This is a genomic window from Aneurinibacillus thermoaerophilus, from assembly GCF_019603355.1.
Taxonomy (GTDB): Bacteria; Bacillota; Bacilli; order Aneurinibacillales; family Aneurinibacillaceae; genus Aneurinibacillus; species Aneurinibacillus thermoaerophilus.
Map to the genome: position 1 here is coordinate 2,003,257 of NZ_CP080764.1, position 13,281 is coordinate 2,016,537.

11 protein-coding genes and 1 riboswitch are annotated in these 13,281 nt (G+C 39.8%); of the genes, 2 read left to right on the top strand and 9 right to left on the bottom strand.

Features of this window, described 5'->3' with window-relative positions:
* Positions 1-165: 165 nt before the first annotated feature.
* Positions 166-303, top strand: coding sequence for a hypothetical protein (locus tag K3F53_RS10370; RefSeq protein WP_175493556.1), 138 nt, complete (start codon positions 166-168; stop codon positions 301-303).
* Positions 304-716: 413 nt separating this feature from the next.
* On the opposite strand, the gene K3F53_RS10375 is transcribed toward K3F53_RS10370, so the two are convergent.
* The 8 genes from K3F53_RS10375 to thiC all read right to left on the bottom strand — a co-directional run bounded on the left by K3F53_RS10375 (position 717) and on the right by thiC (position 10,998).
* Positions 717-2,423, bottom strand: a complete 1,707-nt coding sequence (locus tag K3F53_RS10375; RefSeq protein ID WP_091260066.1) for a globin-coupled sensor protein — start codon at positions 2,421-2,423, stop codon at positions 717-719.
* 319 nt (positions 2,424-2,742) lie between these two features.
* A complete protein-coding gene (locus tag K3F53_RS10380) occupies positions 2,743-4,041 on the bottom strand; it encodes a hypothetical protein (RefSeq protein WP_091260068.1) in 1,299 nt (432 codons plus the stop codon).
* A gap of 145 nt (positions 4,042-4,186) precedes the next feature.
* Positions 4,187-4,978 (bottom strand): serine hydrolase, encoded by a 792-nt coding sequence (locus K3F53_RS10385; RefSeq protein ID WP_091260070.1) that lies wholly within the window; start codon positions 4,976-4,978, stop codon positions 4,187-4,189.
* A gap of 28 nt (positions 4,979-5,006) precedes the next feature.
* Complete coding sequence (locus K3F53_RS10390; RefSeq protein ID WP_091260072.1) at positions 5,007-6,323, bottom strand: hypothetical protein; 1,317 nt, start codon at positions 6,321-6,323, stop codon at positions 5,007-5,009.
* A 20-nt stretch (positions 6,324-6,343) separates the two neighbouring features.
* Positions 6,344-7,585, bottom strand: a complete 1,242-nt coding sequence (locus K3F53_RS10395; RefSeq protein ID WP_057898612.1) for a Zn-dependent hydrolase — start codon at positions 7,583-7,585, stop codon at positions 6,344-6,346.
* Complete coding sequence (locus tag K3F53_RS10400) at positions 7,582-8,706, bottom strand: mandelate racemase/muconate lactonizing enzyme family protein (protein ID WP_091260073.1); 1,125 nt, start codon at positions 8,704-8,706, stop codon at positions 7,582-7,584. The genes K3F53_RS10395 and K3F53_RS10400 overlap by 4 nt, the downstream gene beginning before the upstream one ends.
* 358 nt (positions 8,707-9,064) lie before the next feature.
* Entirely contained in the window at positions 9,065-9,235 is a 171-nt protein-coding gene (locus K3F53_RS10405; RefSeq protein WP_175493557.1) for a hypothetical protein, read from the bottom strand.
* Entirely contained in the window at positions 9,232-10,998 is a 1,767-nt protein-coding gene (thiC, locus tag K3F53_RS10410; protein WP_091260074.1) for a phosphomethylpyrimidine synthase ThiC, read from the bottom strand. The genes K3F53_RS10405 and thiC overlap by 4 nt, the downstream gene beginning before the upstream one ends.
* Positions 10,999-11,162: 164 nt before the next feature.
* Positions 11,163-11,277, bottom strand: a riboswitch (TPP riboswitch).
* 381 nt (positions 11,278-11,658) lie between these two features.
* On the opposite strand from thiC, the gene K3F53_RS10415 reads away from it, so the two are divergent.
* Complete coding sequence (locus tag K3F53_RS10415; protein WP_057898609.1) at positions 11,659-11,982, top strand: DMT family transporter; 324 nt, start codon at positions 11,659-11,661, stop codon at positions 11,980-11,982.
* A 123-nt stretch (positions 11,983-12,105) separates the two neighbouring features.
* Here the strand turns inward: K3F53_RS10415 and K3F53_RS10420 are convergent, their stop codons facing one another.
* Positions 12,106-13,155, bottom strand: a complete 1,050-nt coding sequence (locus tag K3F53_RS10420) for an S-layer homology domain-containing protein (protein WP_057898608.1) — start codon at positions 13,153-13,155, stop codon at positions 12,106-12,108.
* Positions 13,156-13,281: the final 126 nt, after the last annotated feature.

Consider the following 13,281-nt stretch of genomic DNA (forward strand, 5'->3'; position numbering starts at 1 on the left):
ACAGAAATGGTGAATATCTTCTCCAGAACGCACCCCGAATAGCCATCATCCTACACAAAAATCTTGAAAAATATGGATATCTGCATTCCTCCTCATTATTTTCTGTTCCATATAAAAAAATAAAGGTAGCCATAAATTTCGCAGGACAAATGAAGGAGGTACACAATGGCTGATACATGTTATTATTGCGGTCATGATATGCAAAATGCCCATTGCGTTACTTTTTATGATTCCAATACTGAACGCAATGAACTTCTGTGTGACGAATGTTATGCCGAATGGCTGGAATCCACAAAAGGTTGACGCTTCTCACAATCTAATGTTAGAAATTTCACAGTGCTGGATGATCAATTTTTTGCACGGAAGCATCAAGCAAAACATACAAACGGACTGCCTGATCGGACAGTCCGTTATCCTATCGTTTGAAAAAAAAATGAAGCTTATATATACCAAATAGTAACAAATATGAATTCCGTTGTTTTTACTCTATAAAAAATAAATGTCATAACCAGGAGGTCTACAAATGCCAAAAGGTGGGGCTTTAACATAATCATCGACACCCCATGCTTAACCTTGAGAAATATGGAGCGACCAGGTGAAAATCCCCCATACGCTAATGCCAACTAACATGAACAAAAGAAATAAGTCTCTATATGTATGTACCGTTTCATACCAAAGAGGCTGGCTCATAACTTTTGAGACAGCTCTACTTGCTTTTATTCTAACGACTTTAACAAATCATCAATGTACGATAACACTTCCTCAGAGGCTTTAGAAAGTAAGCGCAAATGGTTTTCGGCTTGAAGAATATTTCCATTCTTATACGATTCCGCAGCTAATCGTGCCTGTTCATGTACCTGTTGATGTGGAACATCTAATAAATTAAAACTTTTATAACTCTCCAATCTTTCACGGGTCGTAGCATCAAAATACCATTTACCCAGTCTACAAACCTTATGAGAAGACACATCTTCCGGACGTACTATCTCATATCCAAGAATCATATTGTAAATACGCCATTTCCATAAAATATGGTCTGTCTTTGCTAGCTGTAATAATGCCCTGGTAGACAACTTAATATTATTATGGAACACTTCTGTTCGTAATAACTCTGTCATTTTACTAAGTTCATATACAGTTTTCCCTGTATCCTTTCCTAACTCTTCAATCTCTTCTGCAAGCTTGCTAATGGATACCATGCGTTGCGAAATTTCATCTACAGAAGCTGCTTGTTGTTGGGAAATCGCTGCCGTATGGCTGGTTGCCTCATTAATTTGCTGAATATCTTCCGTAATTTCCGTTAAAATAGGAAGAGCCAATTCAGCCTCATCAACTCCTTTTTTAATCGATTCAGCAGTTATCGCGACAGTATTCGATACATCTGAAGAAAACACTTTTAAATTTTCTACACTCACATGAACCTGATGTAAGGAATCAACCGTACTTTCTGCAAGTTTTCGTACCTCATCGGCCACTACCGCAAATCCACGTCCATACTCCCCTGCTCGGGCTGCTTCAATCGAAGCATTTAATGCAAGTAAATTGGTCTGATCGGCAATCCCTCGAATAATTTCAACAACATTGACGATAGAAGAAACATGATTTTGTAGGGAAGAAAATTTATCGACAATGCTTTCAAATGTTTCTCCTGTATGCACAATATCGTTAAGTGCCTTTTCAATTACCTGTTTTCCTTCTGTCGCTTTCGATACGGCCGTTTTGGTTTTTTCTGCTACAGATGCAGCATTATTTGCAACTTCTATAATTGAAGCCTTCATTTCTTCCGTTGCCGCAGTGACAGTTTGTATATCCGAATTTTGCAAATCAAGCTGCCTCACTAGCTCTTTAATTTGCATAACTTCGGAATTTTTATCCATCAATCGTGCAATTCCTTCGGCTACCTGTTCAATAATCTTTTCTGTATACACCTCAATTAATATTTGATGTTCGATATTAATAGCACGCTGCAAAGCTTCTGCTAATTGCAAATATGTTGATGGCAAAATTGTTTTTTTAGAGAATAAAGACATTTGCAAAAAGAAATGTAGTTGATTGAAAGCCACAATTAGCTTTCCTATATTATAACGTCTTATCCGCAGTTCATTAAAAAAAGGAATAATTTTATCTACGTACTCTTTATCCCTTTTTTCGTTAAAGAAAATATAGAGGTATCGTTTGATTTCCTCGCTATGAATCTCCTGTTCCCCTTCTTCCTTCAACTCGATAAGATATTTATGAAAAAGATCAGCGGCTTCTGAGATTGATTCCTGTACTATTTCCCTCACTTGAAACAGAGTATTTTCATCTTCTTCTGTAAAATGATTGTAGGCAAGTGTATCTTTAAATCTTCCCTTAAACTCGATGTTAGTTCCTCTTTCTATAAGTTTCAGCGCAGAAATTTGAGGGCGGATATGTTTAAACATAAAATTCCTCCTTTATACTGTTAACCTACACGAAACATTTTAGCAAGGATTACCAATTAGTTCAACCGTATCATTTTTTGTCTTTGTTTATAGTCATATTATACTAAAATAAATAGTTTATTATTCCTATTTATAAAATCATAAACATACTACACAGCCTAAATTGACTAAAATGATATGCATCACAAAACAAATAATAAAGATAAAAATCAGAGGAACGAATGAAATGTGTCCACTAAATAAAAAAAAGACCTGAATTGCATCAGATCTTCTTCACTGAATTGAAAGCGAAATAATAGCTGAGCGGCTATGGCGGCAACTAGAAGTTCATTTTATAAATTGAGCGTGGTCTTCCTTTTTGATAAGGCTGTTCTTCACCAGATATTTCTGCATAATTCTTCTCTACAAGTATTTTTAACATTCTCTCCGCACTGCGCCTGCTTAACTGCAAGTAATCAGCCAGATCATTCGCGGAAAAACCATGATTGTGACGCAGATTGGTAAAATTCACTATTTTTGATATACTTGAAACACTAATACCGGTTTTTTTAGCTATTGCAAGAATACGCTCATCCTGACTCTGCAGCTCAAACATTTTTGTTATCTTTTTATTTAATGGCCCAATTACTTTCTTTTCTTCCGTTACAATAAAAACACTGTGTTCGTTCAGTTTTTTTGCATGATACAAGCCAATTTGCGCATGTTCCTCTGCTTCTGTCACCGTAATACCGAAACCAAAACCAAAGTTGATGTTCACATCTTTCATTTCTTTTACATGATTCAATAAAGGAAATACACGGTATCGATCCGTTAGCTGTTCAACACCGCCCCTTGTTCCATAAATCATAAACGTGCGTTCATCGACCGTTTTAACAGACGCATTCATCTTTCGAGCGAACTCTGTAAGAAATCCAAATATAGTAGCTTTTAATTCTTTTACATCATAATGATCCTGATCATGTTGATCAGCTATTTGAACGATTCCAACCGCAATTTGTGAAGATTTACTTAGTAAAAGCTCTCCTATTGTTACAGCTTGTTCAAGTGTAGCGATCATATTTTTTCGTGGGATCATCATACGAAGGCTTGGAATATTTAGTTTCTGCAGTTCATTGTAAACAGACTGCACGCTTGTCAAAACAAATGAAGTTTCACCTTTCTTCCAAAAATCGTAATGAAATTGAACGATCTCATCTGTATACCTATGTTGATTCATTTTGTCTTCAAACTCTTTAATAAAAATTGACGTAGTGTCTAGTCCCAATTCATGAAATATATTATAGACCACTTCTTTTTTTGGAATATCAATAGAAAGCTTTGACGGATAAATACCGAAAGCATGCTGTATATGATATAAAGACAAAGAAAAGGCCAGTTCGTCAAAGGGAATGTAAACAGCATGCAAATTGTACTCCTCAATTTTACCTTTTGCCATATAATAAGGAATGGGACCTGTGAAAAAAAGAACCGTACAGCCCTTTGCTTTTTCAACAAGTTTCAAACTTTCCTCAGGTTTTTCATAAATGAAAGGTTTAATACCGATACGTTCATTCTGATTTAAACGGATGATTTCATGAACCATTTTTTCAGAACCGATCACTGCAATATGAACAACCATTTTATCCTCCAACGGTAACAAAAATCATAAGAAATTGTTTAACATAAAATTCGCTTTTTCGATTCTGTACAAAAAACTTTATATTTAATATTAAACCGCTGAAAAATTACAAAATCAAATAAAAGTTTCCCTTTCCCTTTGGTTCTTATGCACGCAAGTAATCAAAAACAAGTTTTCCCACTTGAGCGATCACCCGTTGGCCAGAAGCATTATCAGACAGTTCTGTTGTTAAAACAGCTACATAAGCATACTTTCCATTAAAACAGAAAATGCCAGCATCATGTTCGGTTCCTGGAAGTTCTCCCGTTTTATGAGCAAGAGTAGCATGAAGGGAAAAACCGCCTGTAATCAAGGCAGGCAATTTTGTATGAAACTGTTGGTTTAAAAGAGTATCATAAACAGCTTTTTTGTTTTCTTCATTTAATATACTTCCTTCTACTATCTCCTTCAAAAAGCGAACGATATCACTGGCCGATGTCATATTATCCTTACCTCGTTTGACCGCCTCATGATCCATCATCATCCGTACCAAAACGGTTTGTCCACAGTTTAAATCAGCCGCTAACTGATTCACAGTATCCATGCCAACATTGCGAATGACCATGTTGGTTGCCGTATTATCAGAAATCATGATCATAAGCGAAATCAGATCTTTTAATGTTAAGCGGAGTTCAGGTGAAAGATGAGAAAGAACGCCCATCCCTCCTACCCTATCTTCGGGTAGGAAGGAATATTCACTGAACAAGTTCAATTTACCTTCTTGTGCTTGACGATATGCTGCAATCATGATTGGAATTTTAATCAAACTTGCAGACGGAAGCGGATCATTTGCATTAATCAAAATGTGGCCCTCATCTGTTTCAATGGCAACACTTACTTTTCCATCGACTTGTGACACTATTCTCTCTACATCTCTTCTAAGTTTCTGCCAGTCCATATTAAGCCACCTCTTTATCCGTCATAGTTTACAAAAATAACACACGTATAACAATAAATAAAACGACAATAATGGTTACAAACACCCCGAAGATAATTACATTCTTAAGATCTTTTGAGCGAGCAAGTCCCATTGCTCCTAAAGCATCTCCGGTCGGATACAAGAAGAACGGCATTTGTGAACCGACAAGTAGTGCCAACACCCAGACAGACATCGGAATATGCAAGTCCATGACAGTTGGAATGAACATCTTATGCATAAGAATGGAGTGTGCAACCGCTGCACCAGGAATACCCGCAATGTTTACGATCGTGCTTAATATCACCATTGTAGCTTGTCCGCCATTCTCTACATAAGGAAGAAGCAAGTTTTTAAGCGCTTCAAAACCTCCCATTTTTTCAGTAAAATAAATGAATGGCGTAAATAAAACAAATTGAATGAAGATCCACAGCAATGGTTTTGCACCTTCTACAAATGTATCAGCAATTTGATTCGGTGACATTCTGCCGGCAAGACCAGTTATAATGGCTGTTAATAAAATGACGACAATCGTATACGTTGATCCGCCTTTAATCATGATACCGTATACAATAGATGCGATGAGCGTTACTAAAAAGGCAACTGTTGCCTGAGTTGTAATTTTTTTTTGTTTCAGCTCCACTTCCAGTTCTTTCTGATTGAAACCGCTTAAATCTTCTTCCGGATAAGAATGCTCAATAAGAGACTTCTTCAGAATCATTTTTGAATAAACGAATGTGCATAACCATATAATGATGGCAACCGGAAGACCAGCATGCAAAAGCACTTGAGGATACGTTAATCCTGTCAATTCCATTAATGTAACTACTGGCGGAGTAAATGGTCCGATTAAAATCCCCGCCGCCGCTGCGCCGTGAAAAATAATTGCTACAACGCTCGATGATAATCCAGCCGCTGCCACTACCGGGATAAGTACGGGTGCAACAATGGCATTCGCACCTGCCAACGTTCCTAATAATGCAGCTAATAAAGATGATGCTATCATTGTGCTAATCATTGCTTTATTGGGCGTATTAATGCCGACTTTATTCATAATAAAATACACAATATTACGGGCAACTCCTGTTTTTTCCGCAATTTTTCCAAGTCCGCCGCCCGCCAAAATAACCAGACCAATATAAGCGATAAAATCTGTCAGCCCGTTTTTCCCAATGACCTTTGCAACATCCATTAAACTTGCACCGCTCATAACCGCTCCAAAAATAATGGCACCGGAAATGGCAGCGATCGGATTCCATTTTCTGAATATTAGGATAATAAAAACGATAAGGGGGACAAGCCCCCAGAGCGAAGGGGAATGAATCATAAAAATCCTCCTTTTTTGTTTTAATCAAGTTGCTCATCTACGTTCAAAATAGCTTGAAGCATCACATTACTGGCAATTTCAATATCGTCCGGGGTACTATATTCTTGTGGACAATGGCTCTTTCCGTTGATACTTTTTACAAAAATCATCGCCGTTTTTGAAATATCAGCCATATGGCTTGCATCATGTCCGGCCATACTTGCCAATCTTACAATTGGCACATGACGTTCCTGTGCTGCCTTTTCAATACAAGCAACAATATCCATATCTAAATGAACAGGTTTTTGGTTAAGAATATTTTGCTCTTTAACGTCCACTTGACGTGCCTTTCTAATCTTTTTCCATTCCGCTTTAATATTGGCTACAAGCCGTTGAATATCTTCTTCCGTTTCTCCACGTACTTCGAGAATAAACTCTACTTTTCCCGGTATTATATTTGCTGCATTTGGAAAAACGTTAAACTTTCCAACCGTACAAACGGTATCTTTCGCGTCCTCTCTTCCAAGCTTTTCTGCTATGAGCACCATTTCTGCCGCTGCTGTAAGCGCATCAAAGCGATGTTCCATCATCGTCGTTCCGGCATGATTTGCCTGGCCGATAACAGTCACTTGATCGCGGTAAATACCGACAATTTTATCAACGGAAGCAACTGAAATATTTTGTTGCTCCAAACGTTTACCTTGTTCGATATGAAGCTCAATAAAAGCTTTTTTGTCTTTCTTGGCTTGAGCCATTTCGGAAAAATACTCTAGGCCGCCGCCTGCTTTTTGAAAACAGTCGGCCAAACGTGTGCCTTTCGAATCTGTCACATCCATCAGGTGTTCAGGAAGTAATTTTCCAGTAAAACTGCGGCTGCCCATAGTGGACACATTAAAATCGTTTGGTTCCTCAGCGGTAAACGATACAATTTCAAGATCATGATTCAGCATGATATTATGGTCTTTTAATGTTCGAATGATTTCTTTTGCGACTAAGACACCTAAAGCACCATCATATTTTCCCCCGTTAGGTACGGTGTCAAGATGAGAACCAATGACAATCGTTCCCTTTTTTCGACCATTTCCCTTCATCAACCCCCATATGTTAGAGGCACCGTCCACTTTTACTTCAAGTCCGAGTTGTTTGAGTTCGTTAATAAATAAGTCCCTTACTTCAAAATCCGCTTCCGAAAAACTTGGTCTTGTTATGCCGTTGTTTGGATCTTTTCCATAACGTGCATACTTTTCTAAATCATTTTGCAGTCGTTCAATCGAGATGTTCATTTAGACTCTCTCCCAAGTAATGAGATGTTGACATCAATGCCTAATCCTGGCTTGTCCGAGACTTTCATCGCTCCGTTTTCCACTAGATCCATCATAGGCGTTTCAGTAATGTCATATTCATGCAAATAAGCTCCACATATAAAGTCGCTCGGATTTTTGACAACTGGGGTACTTGTAACAAATTGGGCACTTGCGGCAATGCCGATACCGAGCTCCAAGTTGCTTCCAACCGTACAGGACATTCCTGCCGCTTCCGCCAATGCAGCAATCTTTCGAGATTGATAAATTCCGCCTACTTTACAAACTTTCAAATTGATAATATCAGCGATGCCAAGTTTGATGGCATTCATCGCGTCTTCAGGGCTAAAGACCGTTTCATCGATCATGATTGGTGTTTTTACTTTTTCACGGATTTCTTTTATACCGAAAATGTTCCATTTTCGAACTGGCTGTTCAACCGACTCAATTTCGCCCGTCTCCTCAAGTTCCTTAATCACTTTAATTGCAGTCGGTACATCATATCCCTGGTTCGCATCCAGGCGAATCTTTGCCTCTTTTCCTGAATCGCTTATCGCTTTACGAATTAGATTCACTAAAGTGATATCTCTTTTCGGCTCATTTCCAACTTTAATTTTGATCACGTTGAATCCTTCATTCACTCGTCGTATGGCTTCTTCGTAAGCATCTTCATTATTCTTAATACCCACCACATATGTGAGTGGAACCGTTTTTCTAGTTTCTCCACCCATCAATTTATAGAGCGGCTGGTTCAACGTTTTTCCCCATGCATCATGAAGCGCGATGTCAATCGCTGATTTTGCTGCTGTTTGTGCGTAAATCACCTGATTCATTTTCGTATGTGCAACCGCTATTTCGTCAACAGGCAAGCCAATCAACGCCGGTGCTAAATAAAGGTCGTTTACCAGCTTAATTGTTTCTGCCGTCTCCCCCATGAAGGCCGGAGATGGAGCGGCTTCACCGAAGCCGTGAATGCCATTTTCCAAAATTACTTCTACAATAGCATGTTGTCTTATGTTTGCAGAATACAAAGAAATTTGCCACTTGTTTTTAAGCGGTACTTCTACAATGTGAGTGACTATTTTCTTTATTCTATTGGTCATTCTCTGTTACCTCCTGTTTTGTCGTTATATAGTCGTTAATAGGGTAAAAAAATAACTTTTTATCATTTTCCGATATTTTAATTTTGTCGCTATAATTTCGTTAATTAGAATATACTCGTTTCTTTGTTTTTTGTCAATTAGAACTTTTTTTTCAATATCAAAATATGACTGATTCTTTTCTCTCTAAGACGGGTAACACTCGTTACCGCCTCCATCTGATATTGTTAATTGGAAACTCTGTTAGAGCAGTACACCTAGATTTCTAGCAACAAAAGATAGGTAATTTTACCAAAGACGTAAAGGCATCTGCCATTATAAATTTTGCAGATGCCTTCAAGCTTGCTTAGCTCTTGAACTCTTAATAATAAAGCGCCTCAGAGAATCCGCACTTTTTGCATGTCCGCACATACGCGTCTTCTTTAAAATCATGTTTACATGTATCCTGTATCGTCCGTAACTGCTTCTTTAACAAAAGAATCTCTCTCGATAGCATTGCGATCCGATTTTCAATTTCTTTTACTTGTTTCACCGATAAATTTCACTTCCACTTTCACGGAATTCCCTGGCCTTTTCTTTCATCCCTTCACTCAGTGCGTCTTGCATATCCAATCCTTTGCTTTCCGCATATGCCCGAATGTCCTGTGTAATGCGCATACTACAAAATTTCGGGCCGCACATGGAACAAAAATGAGCGGTCTTTGCGCCCTCCGCCGGCAGTGTTTCATCATGGTATTCCCTCGCCCTTTCCGGGTCAAGCGAAAGATTGAATTGATCGTACCAGCGAAACTCAAACCGCGCCTTTGAAAGAGCGTCGTCGCGCACCTGTGCTCCGGGATGTCCTTTGGCCAGATCCGCTGCGTGGGCCGCAATCTTATATGTGACGACTCCCTGGCGCACATCTTCCTTGTTCGGCAAACCAAGATGCTCTTTTGGCGTAACATAACACAGCATGGACGTTCCGTACCATCCGATCATCGCCGCACCAATCGCAGAAGTAATGTGGTCATACCCTGGGGCAATGTCTGTTGTCAACGGCCCCAATGTATAAAAAGGAGCCTCCTGGCAAATTTCGAGTTGCTTATCCATATTTTCCTTAATTTTATGCATGGGTACATGTCCAGGCCCTTCCACCATTACCTGTACATCATGCTCCCATGCGATTTTGGTAAGTTCTCCAAGCGTTTCCAGCTCAGCAAACTGCGCTTCATCGTTTGCATCAGCAATACTTCCAGGCCGCAGTCCATCCCCTAACGAAAACGCAACATCATACGTTTTCATAATCTCGCAGATCTCTTCAAAATGCGTATACAAAAAGTTTTCTTGATGATGCGCCAAACACCATGCAGCCATAATAGACCCACCGCGTGAAACAATTCCTGTGACGCGTTTGGCTGTGAGCGGTATATAGCGTAATAATACCCCGGCGTGGATCGTAAAATAATCGACTCCCTGTTCAGCCTGCTCAATTAACGTATCCCGATAAATTTCCCATGTTAATTCTTCCGCTTTTCCTCCCACTTTCTCTAATGCTTGATAAATGGGAACCGTACCGACCGGAACCGGAGAATTTCGGATAATCCACTCGCGTATTGTATGAATATTTTTGCCGGTGGAAAGATCCATAATCGTATCGGCACCCCAGCGAATCGCCCATGTCATTTTTTCCACTTCCTCTTCAATGGAAGAAGTAACGACTGAATTCCCAATATTCGCATTAATTTTTACATGAAAATTTCTCCCGATAATCATCGGTTCGCTTTCTGGATGATTAATATTCGCTGGAATAATCGCCCGACCCGCCGCCACTTCCTGCCTTACAAATTCGGGGGCCATATTCTCGCGAATAGCGACAAACTCCATCTCTGGCGTAATGATACCACGCCGCGCGTAGTGAAGCTGTGTGACATTTTTTCCTTTCTTTGCACGAAGCGGACGGCGTGCGTATCCTGGAAATTCTTCCTGCACAGCCCGGTCGACACTCGAACGAAAGCCATTATCTTCCGGCTTTACTTTTCTTCCTTCATACTCTTCTACATCGCCACGCTCCTCAATCCAAGTACGGCGAATTTTCGGCAATCCTTCCCTTATATTTACGCTATACGTCTCATCCGTATAAGGACCGCTCGTATCGTATACGCGAACCGGCTTATTTTCCTGCAACGCCTCTCCGCTTTTTGAAGGGCTTAAGGCAATTTCACGCACCGGCACCCGAATATCGGGCCTTGACCCTTCCACATACACTTTTTTGCTATTTGGGAATTTTTCGACAGTTAAATTTCTTACTTGTTCCATACTACCTTTATCCTCCTTTTCCAATTTGAATACATTGCAAAAGGACAAGACAAGGATCATAACCGTGCCGCAGATGAATATATCAAAAAAGCCGGATTCACAAGGACCCGGCTCTTCTTAACAAAACATCTGCACACCCGCAATAGATGGGAAGACGCAAACATTACGCATGCAAACTACTTTCCTACGCTGGTATGATCCAGATCAGGTCCCAAGGGTTTAGAAACGTACGCGTGTTTCATTCTCAGCCCGGACTCCCGGACACCCCTAGTAGTAAAATGATTCAGTTGTAAACTTCGCGCAGCCAAAAGACCCTGCGCTTAAGAAGATTATACCAATAAATTACTAGATTGTAAAATGGAAATTTTACAAGCAAATTTTGTCTTACCATCCCCTTGTAGGATAGTAAGACAAAAGATAATATAAGTATAGTAAGAACGTTTTTTCTTTGATACCGGAATCATACGGAGTTGTGGTAGGGAATTAGCTACTACGTAAAATGATTCCTGTACCAATAGGTAAAAATGGTGTACGACGAAAACTGTCGGAGGGTACGCTCATAAAGATATGGATGCTCGTTGGCGGTTCAACCCAGAAAGCTCTGTCGAGAGAACAGTCAGTTGTTCACTTATCCTTAAAATAAGAGAGGGGGAGATATCCATGCATTGGATTTATCTAATTCTTGCGATTGGTTTTGAAGTCGCCGGAACGACATGTATGAAACTTGCACAGGGATTTACTAAAATACTCCCATCCATAATGATGGGCATTTTTTATGTGGCCAGTCTTTCTTTTTTAACAATATCATTGAAAAAAATCGATGTAAGCTTAGCATATGCTATCTGGTCCGGTCTGGGAACAGCGATCATCGCCATTATCGGCGTTTTTCTCTTTAAAGAATCGCTGACGGCGGCAAAAATAACCGGCATTATTTTTATCATTCTGGGCGTTGTGCTGCTTAATCTGTATGGAGAAGCGCACTAATATACGACAAATAGAGACTGCTACCTTCGCCATGCGAGACTTTCACCCTACAGACAGCACCCATGCCAGGCATACAAAAAAAGCGCAAAAGTCTCCTACACTTCTGCGCTTTTTTGTTCATACCTATAGATATCGTTTCACACCAACCACCTTGTAGTGAGACAAATACCAGTCGATATCATTTATCTTCACCTCGCCCTGACCACTGGCTGCATGCGCCATTCGGCCCTGGCCCACATAGATACCTACATGCGATATTTTTCCGTCTCCAGTATCAAAGAAAAGCAAATCGCCTGGCTGCATGTTTTTTAAAGAAACAGACGTTCCTTTTTCGAATTGCTGGCTTGTGGTGCGTGGTAAATCAACACCAAGGGATTTGTATACATATTGTGTAAATCCGCTGCAATCAAATCCTTTAGGTGTTGTACCACCCCAACGATACGGCGTGCCAAGCAACGGCTCGACTTTGCGCATCACCAACTCATCAAGACGAGAATCCGTACGAGATGCTACCTGGCGTACCGGTTCTGTTTTTGGCACGGAACCGAACAATGCTTTCTGCAATATAACAGCCGCTTCAGCACGTGTTAATTCTTTCTGTGGATTGAAATAGCCATCGTCTCCTAAAAAAACTTGTCTTTGTGCAACTGCTTGTACGCTATCAATAGCCCAGTTACTCACTTTGGCTTTGTCCAAGTACGGCAACTGCCGATCGGAATGAGAATAGTTAAACGTGTGGGCGATAATTACAGCTGCTTCTTCCCGCGTAATCGGACGCTCTGGAGCGAAGCGGGTGTCTGATACACCTTTAACGATTCCCATTTGGTATGCTTTTTTGACTGGTTTATAGTACCAACTGCTTTCCGCTACATCTATAAATGGAAAGGTATGTATATTTTCTTCTTTTTCTATCGCCCTTGATAAAATCGCAGCAAATTCTGCGCGAGTTATCTTTTTGTTCGGCGAGAATGTGTTTGCGGTTGTTCCTTTTACTATCCCTTTTTCATAAAGATTATAAATGCTTGGTACTGCCCATGATACGTTGGATACATCCGTAAAATTCCTGCTTGCTTCCGCCGTTCCAGAAAAAAACGGGGCGAATCCACTTGTTAAAGACACCGAAAACAATCCTGTCATTACTAGCTGCTTAATCCCTGTTTTTTTCGTTTTCATAGCCTCTTTCCTTCATAGAATTGGTTGTTATCTGCTTTATTAAACACCACTCTTTGTTTCCGTTGGATCTTTCTACTTATCATATAAATATCGTAGAAGTTACCTTTCACATTATAAAAATGAATT